The sequence below is a fragment of the Vibrio sp. V09_P4A23P171 genome, assembly GCF_963875615.1.
In the GTDB taxonomy this organism is placed as follows: domain Bacteria; phylum Pseudomonadota; class Gammaproteobacteria; order Enterobacterales; family Vibrionaceae; genus Vibrio; species Vibrio anguillarum.
On record NZ_CAWNMR010000055.1, the window covers coordinates 106,711 to 126,243 of the forward strand.

At 44.8% G+C, this 19,533-nt stretch carries 14 protein-coding genes and 1 pseudogene; 4 read left to right on the forward strand and 11 right to left on the reverse strand.

Features of this window, described 5'->3' with window-relative positions; translation table 11 throughout:
* Positions 1-4 precede the first annotated feature (4 nt).
* The 3 genes from AACT23_RS14355 to AACT23_RS14365 all read left to right on the forward strand — a co-directional run bounded on the left by AACT23_RS14355 (position 5) and on the right by AACT23_RS14365 (position 3,306).
* Positions 5-1,624 carry a methyl-accepting chemotaxis protein gene (locus tag AACT23_RS14355; protein ID WP_094127467.1) on the forward strand — a complete coding sequence of 540 codons (1,620 nt, stop codon included), beginning with the start codon at positions 5-7 and terminating at the stop codon, positions 1,622-1,624.
* A 76-nt stretch (positions 1,625-1,700) separates the two neighbouring features.
* Positions 1,701-2,882: a porin gene (locus tag AACT23_RS14360; RefSeq protein ID WP_094127469.1), complete on the forward strand. Its 1,182-nt coding sequence runs from the start codon at positions 1,701-1,703 to the stop codon at positions 2,880-2,882.
* Between the two features lie 10 nt (positions 2,883-2,892).
* On the forward strand, positions 2,893-3,306 hold the full coding sequence (locus AACT23_RS14365) for a hypothetical protein (RefSeq protein ID WP_017047285.1): 414 nt from the start codon (positions 2,893-2,895) through the stop codon (positions 3,304-3,306).
* Positions 3,307-3,381: 75 nt separating this feature from the next.
* On the opposite strand, the gene AACT23_RS14370 is transcribed toward AACT23_RS14365, so the two are convergent.
* The 8 genes from AACT23_RS14370 to AACT23_RS14405 form a co-directional block, all read right to left on the reverse strand.
* Positions 3,382-4,173, reverse strand: coding sequence for a DUF1338 domain-containing protein (locus AACT23_RS14370; RefSeq protein WP_094127471.1), 792 nt, complete (start codon positions 4,171-4,173; stop codon positions 3,382-3,384).
* A gap of 68 nt (positions 4,174-4,241) precedes the next feature.
* Positions 4,242-5,699, reverse strand: coding sequence for a succinylglutamate-semialdehyde dehydrogenase (gene astD / locus AACT23_RS14375; protein WP_017046749.1), 1,458 nt, complete (start codon positions 5,697-5,699; stop codon positions 4,242-4,244).
* 31 nt (positions 5,700-5,730) lie between these two features.
* Positions 5,731-6,750, reverse strand: a complete 1,020-nt coding sequence (gene astA, locus AACT23_RS14380; protein WP_026028416.1) for an arginine N-succinyltransferase — start codon at positions 6,748-6,750, stop codon at positions 5,731-5,733.
* Positions 6,751-6,816: 66 nt separating this feature from the next.
* Complete coding sequence (locus AACT23_RS14385) at positions 6,817-8,028, reverse strand: aspartate aminotransferase family protein (RefSeq protein WP_026027324.1); 1,212 nt, start codon at positions 8,026-8,028, stop codon at positions 6,817-6,819.
* A gap of 378 nt (positions 8,029-8,406) precedes the next feature.
* The gene (locus AACT23_RS14390) at positions 8,407-8,985 is read right to left on the reverse strand and encodes an aminodeoxychorismate/anthranilate synthase component II (RefSeq protein WP_094127474.1); all 579 of its coding nucleotides are present in this window, start codon (positions 8,983-8,985) and stop codon (positions 8,407-8,409) included.
* Positions 8,986-9,295: 310 nt separating this feature from the next.
* Positions 9,296-11,038, reverse strand: coding sequence for an L-tyrosine/L-tryptophan isonitrile synthase family protein (locus AACT23_RS14395; RefSeq protein ID WP_094127477.1), 1,743 nt, complete (start codon positions 11,036-11,038; stop codon positions 9,296-9,298).
* A gap of 76 nt (positions 11,039-11,114) precedes the next feature.
* Positions 11,115-12,557 (reverse strand): FAD-binding protein, encoded by a 1,443-nt coding sequence (locus AACT23_RS14400; protein ID WP_094127480.1) that lies wholly within the window; start codon positions 12,555-12,557, stop codon positions 11,115-11,117.
* The gene (locus AACT23_RS14405; protein ID WP_176428634.1) at positions 12,554-13,390 is read right to left on the reverse strand and encodes a TauD/TfdA dioxygenase family protein; all 837 of its coding nucleotides are present in this window, start codon (positions 13,388-13,390) and stop codon (positions 12,554-12,556) included. The genes AACT23_RS14400 and AACT23_RS14405 overlap by 4 nt, the downstream gene beginning before the upstream one ends.
* Before the next feature lie 335 nt (positions 13,391-13,725).
* On the opposite strand from AACT23_RS14405, the gene AACT23_RS14410 reads away from it, so the two are divergent.
* Positions 13,726-14,616, forward strand: a complete 891-nt coding sequence (locus tag AACT23_RS14410) for a LysR family transcriptional regulator (RefSeq protein ID WP_094127488.1) — start codon at positions 13,726-13,728, stop codon at positions 14,614-14,616.
* 45 nt (positions 14,617-14,661) lie between these two features.
* Here the strand turns inward: AACT23_RS14410 and AACT23_RS14415 are convergent, their stop codons facing one another.
* The 3 genes and pseudogenes from AACT23_RS14415 to trpS form a co-directional block, all read right to left on the reverse strand.
* Positions 14,662-17,277, reverse strand: a complete 2,616-nt coding sequence (locus AACT23_RS14415) for an ExeM/NucH family extracellular endonuclease (protein ID WP_094127491.1) — start codon at positions 17,275-17,277, stop codon at positions 14,662-14,664.
* A 306-nt stretch (positions 17,278-17,583) separates the two neighbouring features.
* Positions 17,584-18,347: pseudogene (locus AACT23_RS14420) on the reverse strand (substrate-binding periplasmic protein).
* Positions 18,348-18,502: 155 nt separating this feature from the next.
* Positions 18,503-19,519 (reverse strand): tryptophan--tRNA ligase, encoded by a 1,017-nt coding sequence (gene trpS / locus AACT23_RS14425; RefSeq protein WP_013855895.1) that lies wholly within the window; start codon positions 19,517-19,519, stop codon positions 18,503-18,505.
* Between the last annotated feature and the right edge of the window lie 14 nt (positions 19,520-19,533).

The window sequence follows — 19,533 nt, forward strand, 5'->3', positions numbered from 1 at the left end:
AAATATGGATATTGCTCATAAATTAAAAATAAAGCATAAGGTAGGAATTCTATCTATTATTGCCATTGTCGGGTTTGCCGTATTTTTATTTCAACAATACCAAGTTCAAACCCAGACTCAACTCAGTATTGAGCAGATACGCGATGAATATTTCCCCGCATTAAGCTCAGTAACTAATGCTCGCAATACTATAAAAAATCTAGACCAAGCACTGCAAACTGCGGTTAGCACTGGTGATGATGAACTGATGGACAGCGCTAAAAACTACTTAAACTTAATCAATGAGGAGCTCAATAATTTAAAAAGAGTGTCACCTCAACACGCGGCTCTCGTTGAGAACCTAAAGAGATTACTCAATAGCTATCAAGAAATTGCGTTTGATATTGCAGCATCACTTATTGATGGCAGCACAGATTTTGCGACTTTACCTGCCAGAGCAAAACAGTCGAACGAATTTTTAGAACAATTAAATAGTGAATTTAAAGCGTTAGTTGAAGCCAGTAATGTCGATTTCAATCAAACCGTAGAGGAGACGATTTCATCGGCTCAACGTTCCATTCACATCGGCATAGGTTTAGGGGCGGTAACTATTCTCGTCTTAATTATCGTGGCATTGGTCGTAATAAAAAGCGTAGTTAGCTCAATTGAACAAGTCACCGGATCGCTAAGAGAAATAGCCGAAGGGGAAGGCGACCTCACGGTTCGTATTAATTATAATGGCCGTGATGAAGTAGCCGATTTAGTATATTGGTTTAACCAATTCATTTCTAAAATACATAAAAGTTTAAATTCAACTCGTGAAACCATTGCCACTTTAGAAAGTGTTTCATCACGGCTTTCTAGTACCAGTTCCAACACGTCACAACAAGTTCGCTCTCAAGAAAACATCATGCAATCGGTCTCTTCTGCGGTGAACTCTCTTTCCGATAGCGTGACCTCTATTGCTGAAAATGCAGCATTCGCTTCTTCAGAAGCCACTTCAGCAAATGATACGGCGCAAACTGGCAGCGCAGTTGTAGAAAGCACGATTGTCTCGATTGAACACTTAGCCAAAGACGTCAACCAAGCCGCTCAAGTGGTAAATGAGCTCGAATCTTATACCAATAATGCGGGAGTGATCTTAAACACTATCCGCAGCATTGCCGAGCAAACGAATTTACTTGCCTTAAATGCCGCGATAGAAGCTGCTCGAGCTGGTGAGCAAGGGCGAGGGTTCGCCGTAGTTGCCGATGAAGTTCGGACTTTAGCCTCTCGCACTCAATCCTCTACTGAAGAAATTCAACAAGTTCTTGAAAAAATACAAAAGGGCTCATCATTAGTTGTGGATGCCATGACCAAAGGGCAACAAAGTGCCTCCAATACAGTATCTGAGTCTGAGCAATCTGGAGTAGCTTTGGTCAATATCACGGAGAAAGTTAAAAGTATTGTTCAGCTCAACCAACAAATTGCCGCCGCGACAGAAGAACAAAACCGCACTTCAAAAATCATTTTCGACAACATACAAGATATGGATGAAATCTCCCGATCAGTGTCTGACGGCTCTCGAGCACTGGATGGGATCAGTACGGACATCCAAAGCGTCACACAAAACCTCAGCGATGTTATTCGACAATATAAAGTTTAAATTCTCAGTAAAACTCACTCTCTGCAGTATGTGAAAGTGAACGGCATGATGCCATTTTCGATACATAGGAGTAATCATGATAAAAGCAAAATACAGCCTTTACCCTGCCCTAATGCTATTACCCGGGCTTAGTATCGCCGACGAATCGGTTGAAGCACGAGTTTCGCAGCTAGAAAATGAATTGGCGATACTGAAAAGCTCATCCAGCAGTAGCTGGCAAGACAGTATCAAATTCAATGGGTTCTTTAGTGTGGGAGTGACTCGTTCGAGTAACAAGCTAGGCTATGCAAGTTCCAGAGACAGTTATAGCTTTGATGAACTGAGTTTAGTTGGGCTTCAAGCCGAGTTTAGTTTGGCGGATAAAACCAGTTTCGTCACTCAGTTAATCGCACGTGGCAGTGATGACTTCTCACCCGACATAGAATGGGCTTATCTCAAACACACATTTGATAACTACGTTACCGTCAGAGCGGGTAAGTTGCGTGTACCTCTCTATATGTACTCTGATTATATTGATGTAGGCTTTGCTCAGCCCTGGTCTCGCCCGCCGGTTGAAGTTTATGGCAATGTGCCATTCAACTCTTACTTAGGCGGTGATATCGCCTATGACGTGGAAATGGATGAGTCAACCCTCTACTTACAAGCCTTTGCAGGCCAAAGTAAAACGTCTGACAATAATACAGAATACAACTATATGTATGGCGCCAGTCTAGGTTGGAATTACGATTATCTAACCATACGAGCCGTCTACGGCACGACAAAAATCACATCAGGACACAGCGTATTTAAACAAGTTGTCGCTCCAGATACTATCGCTAAATTCTATGGTACAGGCTTAAGCTATGACAATGGCTCACTGCTCTTTGTCACAGAGCTAACTCGTACCGAAGTCGAAGGGCAATATTCAGATGTCGACTCCGCGTATGCAACCTTAGGTTATCGGATTCAGTCTTGGGTGCCTTATGTTAGCGTAGCAACACTCAGAACCAAAGATGACGACGAGCGCATCGGTAAGTTGATCAATACTGGCACAGCCAATATTCCAAGCGCTTGGTTGTTCGATGCAGAGCGTAATGCATACTCCGCCGGTGTCCGTTATGATTTGCTCTCTAACTTATCCATTAAAGCAGATGTCACTATGATCGATAATTTTGGTGATACCTCAGGCCTCATCGGTAGTACTAACTTTGGCAATACAGGCAAAGCATTAGAAGATGACTCTTTGATTTACTCTATTCGCCTTGATGGCGTTTTTTAAGGAGTGCAGAATGATTAAAACTATCTTAATGCTCTTGAGCTTATCGACCTTGTCATTGTCTGCATTCTCTGCACCTGTTGTGATAAGTAACCTTAGTGGTGTTGACCAACTAAGCGATAGTGATGTGAAAAAGCTATTTTTAGGCAAATTAAAACAGCTCCCGAATGGCACTGAACCGATTGTGATTGAGTACGCTGATGGCACGCCGATACGCATTGAGTTTCACGAAAAGGTCACGAATAAATCAGAGTCTCAGCTACAAGCTTATTGGGCAAAATTGGTTTTTACTGGCAAAGCTAACCCACCCAAAACCGTTGCTTCAAGTGCCGCAGCTATCGCTGAAGTGAGCCAAAATGCAGCAGCAATTGGTTATATCGACTCAAGCGAAGTCACAGACCAAGTCAAAGTGGTTTACACACCTTAAATCTAAGCTACTTTTGTTGTAAAAAAGGCCAGTGGAGGTAATGCCACTGGCCTGTGTCTTAATCAGCCCTTATTGTTAGCTATTTGTGCTTTCAAATATCTTATCTGCAGAGGCCGCCACAAAACCGCTATAGAGTTCACCGTTGGCCATTGGATAGCGTTTGGCAAATTCATAGAATCCACCGGGAATCACCTCCACCCCTTCCGTAAATTGCACCGGTACTTTATCGGCCATGGTCGACGACTGCTCAAGCAGCACATCAGGTGTACCTTTCACTTCTCCACCATTTTCATTGATGGTAAAATCCACTTGGCGTAAGTGATCATTGACCGCTTTCACTTCATTAAACGCCTGCAGTTGATTAACACTAACAGTGAAATGGTTTGCGCCATAGCCATGCGCCGCCAACCAAGCGGCGTATTCACTTTCGTTGGCAAGCTGCAAATAATCGCTGTAGCTTAGTTGCCATAGACGACCGCCATATAAAAAGTCACTGCTGTTTAATTTATTGCTATCGACTTGATGTACCAGCTTCTCCACAATGGCTTGGAGTGCAGGTGAGCACTCTTCCACTTTCAGCTCGCTTATGAATACTTTAGGCTGAGTCGGATCAGGGTGTTCATAGTGCTTCGCTACCAGCTTCTTACTTTCAAACACATAATCACCACAGGCAACGTAGCCTAAGGCAAGAAAAGGCTTAGCCAGCGTTTCAATACCTAATGGCGCAACATTGAAGGTTCGCAACGCAATATGGTCATTAATCAACGCTTCCTCTTCTTGAAGCAAGTGATGGACTTTGTCGGCAGAAGGGCAAAGGCGCTGAATGTAGTCATTCCATAATGATTGAAATAAAACGGTTGGCGTCATAACGCCTCCTTGTCTGTGCTCGGTTTAAACCATGCTAGTAGGCATGGGGTTTTAGATAAAGTTTACTGCTATAGCTCAACCCCGGGGCTAAGCGTGGCAGGCAGTTCTGTCGAACGGCCTTCCATTGATGCCATTGGGTATGCGCAGTAATCGGCCGCGTAATAGGCGCTTGGTCTTAAATTTCCCGACGCTCCCGGCCCACCAAACGGTGCATCACCACTGGCTCCGGTTAATTGTCGATTACGATTAACAATGCCAGCGCGGATATGATCGACAAAGTAGTCCCATTCGGCATCATTGGTCGACACTAAGCCTGCCGATAAACCAAAGCGAGTCTCATTTGCCAGTTGTACCGCTTGCTCTAAGCTTTGGTAACGCACGACTTGTAACAATGGTCCGAAATACTCTTCATCAGGCAATTGGCTAACTGCGGTGACATCAATAATGCCCGGAGTGACAAACGCCGCCTGCAAAGGTGTCGCGGCCAGCAAGCTGACGCCACCCAAGGCGCGTAAATTGTCCTGAGCAGCAAGAATGAACTGCGCCGCCGCTTGTGATATTTGTGGCCCCATAAAAGGTGCTGGCTCAGCAAAGGGGTGATCAATACGCAATTTTTGAGTGGCACTGACCAGCTTTTCAAGCAATCGATCGCCTTCATTTCCCTCTGGAACATAAAGACGCCGCGCACAGGTACAGCGCTGGCCTGCACTTAAAAATGCGGATTGAATAATGGTATACACTGCCGCATCAAGCTCGCCATACTGCTTAGAGATAACCATTGGGTTGTTGCCGCCCATTTCTAAAGCCAGCATTTTCCCCGGCTGCCCAGCAAACTGGCGATGGAGTAAATGACCTGTATTGGCGCTGCCAGTAAAAAGAAGGCCATCAATGCCTTTGGCCTGAGCAAGCGCAATACCCGTTTCCTTCGCGCCCTGCACTAGGTTAAGTACACCCGCAGGTAGGCCTGCTTCTTGCCACAACTTCATCACAAACTCACCTGTCCACGGAGTCTGCTCTGAAGGTTTAAATACAACCGTATTACCCGCTAAAAGTGCAGGCACAATATGACCATTCGGCAGGTGGGCAGGGAAATTATACGGACCAAAAACCGCAAGAACGCCCAATGGACGATGACGCAATACCAGTTGATTACCCGCTGCTTCGCGTGTGTTTTCACCAGTGCGATCATGATAAGCTCGAATGGATATAGCGATTTTACCCGCCACCGCTGCCGCTTCAGTACGCGTTTCCCAGAGTGGCTTTCCTGTCTCTTTGGCGATGATCTGCGCAAGCTCTTCACTGCGCTGTTTCACTTTTTCAGCGAAGGCTAAGACATATTGCTCACGCTCAACAAAAGGACGTTTTTTCCATTCTATAAATGCGACTCTTGCCGCCGTTACCGCAGCTTCTACTTGCGCGGGTGTGGCGCTATCGCCCTGCCAAATCGTCTCATTGTTATAGGGACTAAGCGAAAGCATTGCCTCGCCTTGTCCAGCTAACCATTCACCTGCAATCCACTGAGTCATCTGTTAATCCTTACCTTCCAATGTACCTATTTTACTGCGCCAAAATTCGAACAAAATCACCACTATCAACCAATAGAGCTTGCGCCACTTTAGGTGAGATGATCACCGTTTCCGTTTCGCGGTTATAAGCACCTTTTGCAGCAGTAGCACGAAAGTTTTCAAACGAGCTATTGCAGATAAGATAATCTTGCGAGCTTGAATGCTCGGCCACTTCCACTTTAGCTCGCACCGAATGACGTACGGATTCGATATTGCGCAAATCACACTCAACCGTTGGACCTGCATCAAAAATGTCTACATAGTTACGGCAGGTGAATCCTTCGCGCTCGAGTAGCGTTAACGCTGGACGGGTATTGTCATGCACTTGACCAATCACCGCTTGTGCCTCTTTACTCAATAAGTTGACGTAAATCGGCAGTTTGGGCATCAGATCAGCAATAAACCCTTTTTTACCAATGCCGGTTAAATAATCAGCCATAGTGAAATCAATCGAGAAAAAATGCTCTTGCAGCCATTGCCAAAAGGGCGAGTTGCCTTCGGCATCAGACACACCACGCATTTCAGCAAAGATGGTTTTAGAAAAACGATGTGGGTGTTCCGCCATCATCAGAAAACGGCATTTCGACATCAAACGCCCATTCAACCCTTGACGAAAATCTGGACGTAAAAAAAGCGTACAAATTTCACTGCATCCAGTGTAGTTATTGCCAAAAGTAAGCAACTTGACGGTATTGTTGACCTTCAGCTTAGGCGACGAATGCACGATCGTGCTGATGTGATAAGAATAGAACGGCACGTCATGGCCAATCGATGCTTCAACGCCAGTCGTCCCTGCTACCTCACCGGTTTCAGAATCAAAACCGACCATCAGGTAACCTTCATCTCCTGGCTCTGAGACGTCGGGTTTAGCGAAGCTGTATTCAGAATGAGTAATACGGTTGGTTAAGAGCTTTTCATTCACGGGTAGTGATGTAAACCCGTGACCGGATTCAATAGCGCATGTGTGTAGCGCATCGTAGTCCGACATTGCGATAGGGCGAACAACTAGCATCAATACTTCCCTCCAGATGCTTGAAGTGGCCCAAGGCATCCTACCTTGGGCTGCTAGGCTTTTTCACTACATGAGTGATGCAATAGCTTTATCTAATCTTGCTAAGCCTTCTTCTATTTCTTGTTTGGTGATCACTAATGAAGGCGTCATACGAACCACGTTCATACCCGCAACCAACACCAGTAAACCTTGCTTGCCCGCGGCTTGTAGGATATCGCGAGCGCGACCTTGCCACTGCTCATTTAATGCCGCGCCAAGCAGTAGACCTTTACCACGGATTTCACTAAAAATGTGGTACTTCTCATTAATGTTAGCCAATCCTTCACGAAAGAGCGCTTCACGCTCTTTCACGCCAGCCAAGGTTTCTGGCTGGCTAACCACATTAACTACCGCTTCCGCTACCGCGCAAGCCAGTGGGTTGCCACCATAAGTCGAACCGTGAGTGCCCACTTTAAAATGCGCGGCTAATTCGTTTGTGGTGAGCATAGCGCCAATAGGGAAGCCGCCACCGAGTGATTTCGCGGTACTTAAAATATCCGGCGTGACGCCCAATCCTTGATAAGCATAGAACTCACCAGTGCGGCCATTACCGGTTTGCACTTCATCAAAGATCAACAGGGCGTTGTGCTTATTGCACAATTCACGCACGGCTTGGACAAACTCAGCCGAAGGCGACACAATGCCACCCTCGCCTTGCAAGGGTTCCATCATTACCGCACAAGTGCGATCAGAGATGTGCGCTTGCAACGCTTCAATATCGTTATACGGTAGGTGGGTAACATCCGCAGGTTTAGGACCAAATCCATCGGAATAAGTCGCTTGCCCCCCGACCGTCACTGTAAAGAAAGTACGGCCGTGGAAGCCTTGGTTAAAGGCGATGATTTCTGATTTCTGTTCGCCATGGACATCTGCTGCCCAGCGACGCGCCAGTTTGAGCGCCGCTTCATTAGCTTCCGCGCCGGAGTTAGCAAAAAACACCTTTTCAGCAAAACTAACTTGCGTTAATTTTTTCGCCAAGCGTAAAGCAGGCTCATTAGTCATCACGTTACTGAGATGCCACAACTTATTGGCTTGCTTGGTAATCGCATCAACCATCGCCGGATGACAATGGCCCAAACAACTCACCGCAATACCGCCAGCAAAGTCGATGTATTCATGACCTTGTTGATCCCACACTCGAGAGCCCTGCCCTTTAACTGGAATCATTTCCATCGGGTTATAACAAGGGACCATCACCTCATCAAACAGACTGCGATCTACACTATTTTCCACTGTCATTACACATTCCCTCTTGATACCGCATGCCAAGCAGATTGCGATCTTCCTATTAAACGCTTGAGTGGAAGATATTGTTTTGCTTTTTAGCTAATGCAGCATTGTATTTACAAATTATTAACCATTTCAATAGTGATTTATTCTTTTAGATCGGTAGAACCACCGACAATCGTCACTACTTATGATTATTTATGCATTAAGTCACCTCTTTTATGAAGCACTTTTTTATAAATAATATGAATAAGCACAACAAGGCCTTGAGGCGACAAGCTATCCCTCATTCCAACAGGATGTATGGTGCATAATATTTCAAAGATAAAAAACAGCAGAAATGATGAAGGAAATGTTAAGAAAGGTGATCGCAGTCCGGTTGAGAATGATTCAACGGCGCAAAAAATTTGCGAGCAGTTGATGGCCCTGTTCTGTTTTAATTGATTCAGGATGAAACTGCACGGCATCAATTGGCAGTGTTTTATGTTGGTAACCCATGATTTCGTCCATCGAACCATCGGCCTGTTGAGTCCAAGCGGTGAGCTCAAAACAGTCCGCAAGAGAATCAGCTTTGACCACCAATGAGTGGTAGCGAGTAACGGTTAACGGGTTATTGAGCCCTAGAAAGAGGCCACGGTTGGTGTGTTGGATCGGTGAGGTTTTACCATGCATCACCTTTTTGGCTCGCACCACTTGCCCGCCAAACACTTGCGCAATGGCTTGATGCCCAAGGCAGACTCCTAAGATAGGAAGTTTACCCGCAAAATGTTCAATCGAGGCCAGTGAAATTCCCGCCTCATTCGGCGTGCAAGGCCCAGGGGAAATCACCAGATGCGTTGGGCTGAGCGCTTCAATGCCAGCGATATCGATTTCATCATTACGCACCACCGTCACTTGAACTCCCAGCTCACAGAAGTATTGGTACAAGTTGTAGGTAAAGGAATCGTAGTTATCGATGATAAGTAGCATGTGAATTAAAACGCTCTGGGTAAAAGTCAGCGAGAGGCGCTATTGTGCAATACTGGTTTGGAAAGGCAAGAAGTTATCGATTCTGTACTAAATACACTATTTGCACATTCGTTCATTATGTAACCAGTTCGGTTGTGATCATTATTTTACTTGCTCTCATTTGAAAGTAACACTTCTCATCGTATGGTCGAATAAGAGAATGGAAACAACGATAAAATAAATCTATCCCATAGTTAATGATCCATAAAAATAAAGCCAAGTAATCCGCTTACTTGGCTCTTCATGCTTATTTCCTAAAAATGTCGTTTATTTAAGCAGGGCTTTCTTGTAAATGCTCACTACTTGGTTGTTTGTTATGAGGCTGCCAAGGGGAATTTACCGAATAAGGCTGACGCACCGCTAATTCTGTTTCGGATAACACGCCATAACGAAGTACGGTGTGGTTATTCACCAGTAATATATCGCCAAGTTGTAAATCAAAAACATGCTGTACTTGTGAACGTTCAAGAATAGGAGTTAAAACATTGGCTACTTGATTGATATTGTCAATTTCAGTCGACGACGATATATGCTTCGCCAATGATGGGCTCCAGCGTAAATTCATTCCCCAATCCCCCGACATAATCACAGGATAAGCAGCCATATCATCGTACTGCACAATGGTATTTTTCAGCCAACCACTTGCTTGACCATTAAGACACAACGCAGCCAGTGAGGCATCCAGTAAGTTAACCTTCAGCGGAGCAGATGAACAGTAAATCGCCCATTCATCAGGAGTCATGTCAGTATAAGAATAGCGACGCGATATGCTCGTTGACGGTGTTTTGAGCCCGTACCAACTGGGCTCTGCTAATGTACTACTCCGAACATATTCTTCCGGAAGCAGAGCATGATTTCCGGCAAACCACGAAGACCAAAATGAAGCTTGAGGCAACGGGCCAAAGCCTTTTAAACAGACAGCAGAGAACGCCTTCACCAATTGGCTCACTTGAGCCTGCGGTAGCGCGGTCAGTGAGCATCCATGGTGTGACTCTAACGTCAGGCCAAACTGCTCTGCTTGTAGAGTGGCTTTTACCTCACGCATCAACTGTGCCTCGTTAGCGTCTTCGATATTGAAACGCAGTAAACACCACAGCGTTCCTTGATGCATTACGGGAATAATCACGCCTTCACGTTGTTTGTGATTGGCCTGCGTATCAATAATAAATTCTCCGTGGCAAGCATCAAATAAAACACAAGTATGCCAAGGTGTCTTAAACGATCGCTCATCAAAAAGAAACAGCGAATATTTTTTGCCTTGCATTGGGTGTTCATGAATGCTGAGACGGATAGCGTGGCTCAAATGAGTATTGAGGAAATTATCGAGTGCACGTCCTTGCACCATCATTCCCTTAGCCATAAGGGCTAGGCGCTCACGTCGCTTCTTATAACTCAGCGGAGCAAGCGCATATTTCTGATCCTGATGCATGAATTTTTTCAAGCCCAGATAGGTATGGTGCATTGCATTATCATGCTGTTTAAGACGTGCAAAATCACGCTCATATTCCGCATCACCAAAGCGCTGCTTTAATCCATTGAAATATTGATATTCATTTAAGTCATCAAACGCAGAGAAGTGCTCAAAGTTGATAATTTTGAGACAATCACTGGCGTTCATATTTTCCACCATATTCCGTAATTCATCAGAATAAGTGTAATGATGTTCTAAATCGACATTAATATAATCAGAAAATGTATGATAATCAGAAAAAATGTAAAACATCACTCCTGGAGAATAGACAGATTGAATATCACGAATGGCATTAACAAATTTTTGTAAAACTCGATATTCACCCAAGTCAGGCTTATAACCTAATACCTTATCTAGGTTATTCGTTTTACATGGAAAGGCGGGTAGTAATAATGTAATGACTTTGTTTTCAATGACACACTGAGCTATCTGCGTTTTTAACTTCTGATACCCACTAAAAGTGGCGTCTGTTTGTGCTAATAATTGGTCTAATAAAATAAAAGCAATATTATCCACACATTGCTGCTGTTGATGATCAAGCATAGTGTTTCCTTATTAAAAGCGAAGACCATTGACGGAATGATGCAGAACCCTCGGCCTTCACTCTCGGTTAAAAAGTTTATAGGCCAGCTAACAGTTCAGCCGCGTGCGCAAGCGACGCGAAAGCCGCAATATAACCATCAGGGCGGATCAGTAAAGCCTGCCCCTGGTAGAATGAACTCTCACTCCAATACTGCCCAGGCTTCGCCTGATCGTACAGATGAAGGCAACGCACAAACGGAGGAATTTCGGATGGTAACTCCGCATCGCCAGTCAACAGAAGCGTAAAGGAGCGGTAATCTAGCCATTGATAAAAGCGGCAACTCTGCTGATCGCTATGCATCTCAAAGTCATACACTCTAGAACCGTTTAAGCCACCATTGCCATTGCCATACCCAATGCCCATACCTGTGATGTTACCAGCTCGCTGTTCAACGATTTGTACATAGTCCTCCGCATGGGTTCCTCGTTCTGAGTATTTAGTCGCACGCACCAATGCACCAGAGCTTTCAATCACGCTGCGAGCCACTGGTTGGCGCTCAGCCTGATAACTGTCCAGCAGCGTAGGTGATGCCTGACCACGCAACACCATATTGAGCTTCCAGATCAAATTGAACGCGTCAGCAACTCCGGTATTGAGCCCTTGGCCGCCATTGACCGAATGTATATGGCAGGCATCTCCTGCTAGAAATACCCGTTGCTGGTGGTCATACCGTTCTGCAACAGACTCCTTAACCGAGAAATAAGAAAACCACTCAACCTGCTTAAACGTCAGTGAATGCGGCGACATTGCTCGGTTAATGCGCGCAATAACCTCTTGCTGAGTAAACTCTTCGGTGTCCATACGGATATAAAAACGATCCAAATCACCTTCACGTGGAATCCAGGCGACATCTGACGTCTCAGCCTGAAATACGATGATTTCTGGCACTTTCGGAAAATCTGACTCAATAACACCATCAATCACCGCCCAGATAATTTCTGGTCTCTCGATTTCAAATGGAATCGAAAAATGCTGACGTACAAAAGAGCGCCCACCGTCTGCACCAATCACGTAACGTGAACGAACTCGCTCGCCACTGCTCAGTTCCGTCACGCAGCCTTGCTCATCAACAGTGATATCGACCACAGATAAACCACGGCGCACGGCCGCGTTCTGCGCTTTGACTGCACTATCTAGCGCTTTTTCAATATGTGCTTGCCCCAACATCAGAAAGTGAGGATAGAAGCAGCCTTGCAGCGCTGTCCACCAATGAGACTGGCGTGACAAAAATTGACCATCAGCCCATACCGAACTGGTATTACAGGGTTTGCCTTGCACGTAAAGTGGCTCAAATAAGTCAACTATATCAAGTAACTGCAGAGTTCTAGCATTAAGCGCATCGGCCCGTCCGACCACCAGTGGTCCATTAGATTTATCAATAATTTGTGAGTTCAGACCGCAGCGCTGCGCTAAATAGTGGCACATAAGCCCAACAGGGCCTGCTCCAACGATCATAATATCAGTGTGGTAATCACTCATCGGTAAGACTCCAAACTTGGGTTATCAAACGGTGGATCGCTTAGCACCTGAACTCGACGGATATGACGTGGGGTATGTGATAAAAAGCTTTCTCGACCATGCAGTAAGTTAAAGTTATCCGTAATGACCACATCATCATTTTGCCACTCGTGAGCATAAAAATGACGAGGGTCATACAGTGCGTCACGTAAGCTACGGTGGAACTCAGCTATTTGCTCACTATCAATACCACTAAAGGTCACATTTGGTGGGTTTAGCAGATCGCCACGTTCAGCGAAATGTGGTTCGGCGTAACGAATGACCTCGTATGAGAGATAGGGATGTTGAGCAATAATCGGGGAAATGGTGTGACTGCAATAGAACTCCATCTCTCGCTGGTAGTGCCCCGTGACTTTTCGCCACAATGAGCGCTGCTGTTCGGTTGCGTTCTGTAGCGCCTTGGTTGTATGAGTGAAGGTCGTCCGGCCGCCTTGTGCTGGCAATGGCGCCTGAACACATTGAAATATCTGATATTCAGGCACTTGAGGACGGAACATGCCATCCCAATGCAGCGGCATATAGCTACTATCAAAAATATGGTCCTTTGGCTGATCTTTTTGAATTAAATCTAACACTTTGCCAAATGGCCAAATACTGATCTCTCCCCATTGCTCGCAATATTCCGCAAATTGCTCGGCCTGTTCAAAGGCTTTAAATCCACGTATCAATACCAACTGATGCTCAATAAATAGTTTACGCAGTAGTGCTATTGGTACTTCGCTAATGGAAATTTTTAATCCATTTGCTTCTATTTTTACTCCAAAAGGATGGAGCTTCGTGACCTGATAATTCATCACCCGTTCCTTTAAATTAATTTTTAATAAAACGTTAGAAATAAAACAACATTGCATCCATCATTTTCGAAAATTCGGTTGGATAATATTAAAAATATTTACACAACATTGATATTTATAAGATTGACATTGCCAATTTAATTATTAATCCCAGTTTATTTAGGAATAGATATCTCAATAGTGCCATCATTCAGAAGAAATTTATTATTTACCCGTATTTAAAGGAAACCAAAATGATTTATATCTCTCTAATTAGAGCTGTCATTATTTGATGAATGACAAAGGTTGACTAGATAACAAAACAAGAACGAAAGGTTACCAATAAGGGAACAATTATGTTGAGTGAGTTAAAACGTATTGCCATTTTTAATAAAGTGGTTGAATACGGTTCGTTTACCTCGGCTGGTGAATCGTTAGGCATAGCAAAATCGAAAGTGAGCGAGCAAGTTCGCTTGCTAGAATCACATCTTAACGTACGTTTACTGCATCGCTCTACCCGTAAAGTTAGCCTAACGACTGAAGGGCACGCATTTTATCAACATACCAATGGCCTCTTACCGCTGGCAGAAGACGCGCTACGGGCCGTCCAGCATTTTTCTACCGATGTGGCAGGCGTGATTAGGATCGGTACAACCATTGATGTCGGCAGCTATATTTTAAGTCCGCTGATTTCAACATTTTCTGAGAGTTACCCCAATGTGCTGTTTGATATTCAACTCGAAGATGGTTTACAAGATCCAGTAGCCACACAATTAGATGTGCTGATCAGAATGGGTGAACTGACATCTTGCTCAATGGTTGGCCGCGAACTAATGCCTTTTAAAATGGGGATATACGCCAGTAAAAAATACTTAGCTAGTGCACCTTTATTAAGGAAACTACGAGATTTAGAGCAGCACCCATGGGTTGCGTTAACTTTATTGAATCTTCCTCAAGATAAAGTCACGCTAATCAATCCAAAGGGAGTGAGATGCAACATCAAAACCCGCCCTAAACATATCTGCAATGCGCCGCTTGGTGCGATGTCAATGGTACAACAAGGCATGGGGATCGGCTTGATTGCCAATTTTCTTGCTGACGAAATCAATGATCCTAACCTCGTCAGGCTTTTTCCAGATTATTATCTATCAGATAACACCATGAACATTCTTTACCCGAGCCGTCACCACCTTGCGCCACGAGTAAGGCTATTTATTGATTATTTAATTGAAAAAATCCGAGCTTGAGCAAAACAAAAACGCCCCGTCAGTTAACGGGGCGCACTTTAAGCCTTAACGACGACGTCGCCACATACCAAAGCCGAGTAATGAGAAGAGTGCTCCTAGGCCGAATGAACCGCCGTAGATGTTCAGTTCTAACACGGCAGGATCATGATCAGATGCGCGGAAATGATCTTGATATTTGGGCAAATCACCTTTGAATTCACTGTTGTAATCAAACAGTGTCGATTCACCACCGTTGATGTGCCAATCGGTCGCATCCACTACTTTGCCTTTCAAACTTTTGCTGACCAGCAAATGATCCAGTGCGCCAACTTCATCATTAAATGAGTAACTCCAGCTCTCTGGGTGTTTTATCGCCACAGCGTTAAGGTACCCATAATTGTGAGTAATCAACGCGCCATCATCACCAAATTGAGGAGTACCTGCAATGTAAGTGTTACGTGCCGCACGAATGGTTTTGCCATACTTCTCTGGGCTGTAGTCGGTCAATACAAGCATCGGGTCTTCCATACCGTAAGAGTTCATATCACCCAAAATGACTTTATGCCCTTTTATTTTTTGTAACGCTTCACCTAAAGCAACTGCAGCTGCGACACGGAATTGTTCACATGCACCTTGAAAATCAAGATCTTTGCCGCCTTGCCCACCTTGTTCAACTGGTGCAGCATCTTCCCAACATGCCGAACCCTTGGATTTTAGATGGTTAACCGCGACGGTAATTTTCTCATTGCCACCTTTAACTTTGAAGGTCGGTGCAAGCGTGTCACGCTGGTAATTTTTACCATCTTCAATCACTTTGCCTTTGTCATCCAACACTTCTGGTGCTTGCTGGCTTGGCATTGGAATTACACGATTCTCTGTCAACTTCACTACTTTTTCACGATAAATCACTCCTGTGGTGATCACATCCGTGCCAATAGAATCAAGTTCATCGGTCACTCCATCATTATTTGAGTCAATCGCGACAAAACGGTAATGCTTTTTCTTATCCGAGATCTGGCTGTTGATCTGATTGACCAATTGCGCAATTGCCGACCCTGCACCGAAACCGTTATTCTCAATTTCCATCAAACCGACAATATCGGCATCCAAACGTACAATCGCATTGACGATCTTCGCTTGCTGCAGTTCAAATTCTGCAAGGTTATTAGCACCACGATTATCACCATGCTGATTTGCATCACCGCCAAACGGCGAGTTGAAATAGTTAAGCACGTTGAATGTGGCAATGCGCAGATCACCTTCATCGATATCCGGTTTCTCGCTGCGAGGATCATTGCGCACGAAATTCTCTTGATTGAGCGAATTGGTCACAATCAGACGATATTCGTTGTAACCGTATGAGAGCACACCTTCTAAACCTATGATGCTGTCATCAATGCGGATGTAATCTTCCGTCGAACCATTTTGATCAATATCACTGCGACCAAACTCTGGGTAGTACGGAATTTGGCCATCGGCGGCTTTCGCATCTGATTCAATAAACAAGCGGCGCTGCGCGTTTTCGATGCTCTGCTGTTTGGCTTGCTCAGAGCCCGCAGCGAATAGCTGGTTCGGCTGCATGTTAATACGACCTTGCGCTAACACCATGTTATTGCGACGAGAAGCATAGTCATAACCAAAGGTGCGCGTCACACGCATATCCAGCTCTGGTGTGGTTTTTACCAACATGCCTTCATAACGCTCTAATGTGTGCTCAAAGTTCTCATCGGTGGGCAAAATCTCTATCGCGGTCGCTTGTGGAGCCTCTTGCTCACCTTGTTTTAGCCATTGGTTGTTTTCGACTTTAAGCTGTGTGAGGTTGTAATACTCCTGTACTTTACCTTTCACACAAACCACATCTCCCGGTTTTAAACTTGAACTTGATTGATCGGTAAAAACAAACAAACCTTCAGAGGTATTTAAGTTGTAATCATCTTCCAACGCTTGCAGATAAAAACCCTTAGTTAACCCTGTGGTAACGGCACTCACGACACCTTTGACAAAATATTCTTGGTCGGTGATGTAAGGGTAGCCACTAATAAAAGGAGAGGTTTGCCCTTCACCTTGGATCGCTTGAATAGAGGTAAAGGTGGGTTCAGATCCCTCTTGAGTACAGGTAAATTCAGCCGGTGGCTCAACGGCATCGAGTGCGCCTAACCCTTCAATATTATCCTTGCCTAACGCGCTCCACTGCGCAGCTTGATAAGCCGCTGAGGGCGTGAGGCTATCGCTATTACGCACTAAAGTGGTGTTCTTGCCCCAGTTAATGCCGCCCATCACTCCCAACACATCATGTACGCTACCATCACTGTTTAGCAGCGCCACCGGATCATCACCGTTAAAATTAATCACCGAGCCATCATTTTCATCACTCACCGCTTGGATAGCACTATTGGCGCTGGCATGAGAAATCACTAACACATCGTTCGCGGCAATTACTCGCCCAGTCAGGGGCAACTGTGTATCCCAGTTCCCACTGCCATTGCTTGATTTCGCTAAAATGAAATTGTCTAAACTGACGGATGCATTGCTAGTGTTAGCAATTTCGATGGCCTTATTGAAGCTGCTGCCTTCTACATACTGAGAAATAATAATCTCAGCTTGAGCTGATACAGCCAATGTGGAGCTTATCGCCGCAGCGAGTAATGTTCGGCCAAAGGGTTTAATTCGTGTCGATTCCATTGTTCACCTCTTTCCCTGCTCTGTAACCGAAGTGGTAAGCAAGGTGTTGTAAATCACGTTTATAAAGGGGATTGGTTCCATTTGCGCGTACAGTGTTGTGTTTTTAAATGAAAGATAAAAACATTCACCATTCATATCGAGATCAACATCGCATAGCTAGAGCAAATACTTGAACTAAGCGCAAACTTTCAACAAAGAAAGTAAAGGGGGTTTTCGACAGTGATATTGCAGTGAGGTGAACAGTCTTATTTTTCTAAAAAGAAAAGCAAACAAGGTGCTCCATACACGACAAACACCTTAGTTTGATTATTGTGGCTGACTAAAAGAGAGGTAACGATCAAAGACCGCCTGCGCGCGACCAGTTTGCTGCGCATCGAGAAAATAGTCATTAAGCTGATTTAACAGCGGCATCGAATTTTCTAAGCTACGGCGAACTTGCACGTGGTACGGCTTGTTTCTAGCGAGAAAATGATGAACGATTGGCCGATCAATTTTATATAGACCCAACTGAATTCCACCATAAATGGGTTCAATTTCACTCACAAACCAATCACACCGCTCTTTTTGCAGCATATTCAGCGCTTGCTGTACGGAATTTAAATAGAGAGAGGGTTCTCTAGACAGTGCAAAATTCTCATAATTAAAGCCATTAACTCCGCATAATACGCCATCAACGGATGGGTCTTTTAAATCTTCATGGTTGTCTGGCAGCGTAAAATAACCGAGTTGAATCGTATAAAGCGGGACCGAAAAATAGCTGTACTCAGCCCTTTCTGCACGATAACTTGCATCCCATGTCAAATCGCAGCGACCGCGCTCTTGCGCAGTTCATGTTGGACTCGCGCCCAAGGCATAAAATAAAACTGGTAATCGATGTTGTGAGATTTTAATGCGTCCAACACCAGAGTTGTGGCTGAGCCAGTCAAGGAATCGGCTTTTTCTTGATACGAGCTTCCCTGCCAATAGGTGAACGGGGGCCAAACATTCACATCACCAACACAAATACGAACTGGCTCTGCGGCGGCGGCACTACAGATGAACATCAATCCTAATAACAGCAGTCGTCTCATGTTCAAAACTCATCATCATGGTTATGATTTAAAGTGTAGACCTAAGCCTACAATACAAAGAGAAAGATCAAATTTTATTAAGCAGAAGTAAAAAATAAAGCTAGGAAAACCTAGCTTTATTTAATGCGAAAGGAGTTAGATTGTCGCAGGAAAAACTAAGGACGCTCGACAAACCCTACCGCTTTAAATGCTTTTTTCAAAGTGATCGCAGCGCGGGCCGAGGCTTTTTCTGCACCCGCTTTCATTACTGAATCAAGATACGCGCGATCTTCTCGAATGCGCGCGTATTCAGCTTGAACAGGCTCCAGCATGGCAACCAGCGCTTCGCCAACATCTTTCTTGAAAGGGCCGTACATCTCAACACCTTGATATTGCGCTTCAATCTCAGCAAAGCTTTTGCCTGTCGCCGCAGAGTACAAACTCATCAAGTTGGAGATGCCCGCTTTGTTTTCGGTATCAAAAGCGATGCGTGGTGGCGTTTCAGTATCTGTCTGAGCCTTATTAACCTTCTTGATAATCGACTTTGGATCTTCCAGCAAAGTGATGACATTCTTACGGTTATCATCTGACTTAGACATCTTTTTCGTCGCATCTTGCAGGCTCATTACTCGCGCGTTCACTTGAGGAATGTAAGGCTCTGGAATGGTGAAGATCGGCTTTTCAGGACTATAGATGTTGTTAAAACGAGTCGCGATATCGCGCGCAAGCTCTAAGTGCTGCTTTTGGTCACTGCCCACGGGTACTTGGTGCGCGCCATAAAGTAGAATATCGGCCGCCATCAACACCGGATAACCGAATAAGCCCGCATTCACATCGTTCGCATAACGTGCTGATTTGTCTTTGAACTGAGTCATGCGGCTCAATTCACCCATCTGCGTGTAGCAGTTGAGAAGCCAACCCAATTGAGCATGCTCTGGTACGTGTGACTGAACAAATAGCGTGCTCTTTTTAGGGTCAACACCAACTGCAAGACAGATTGACAATGCATCTAACGTGGCTTCATGCAGTGCTTTCGGATCTTGACGAACCGTGATCGCATGCAGGTCAACCACGCAGTATTGACAATCATAGTCATCTTGCATCTGTTGCCATTGACGTAGAGCACCCAAATAGTTACCGATACTTAGTTCACCTGACGGTTGAACACCACTCAATACAATGGGTTTGCTCATAGGGATGATTTCCT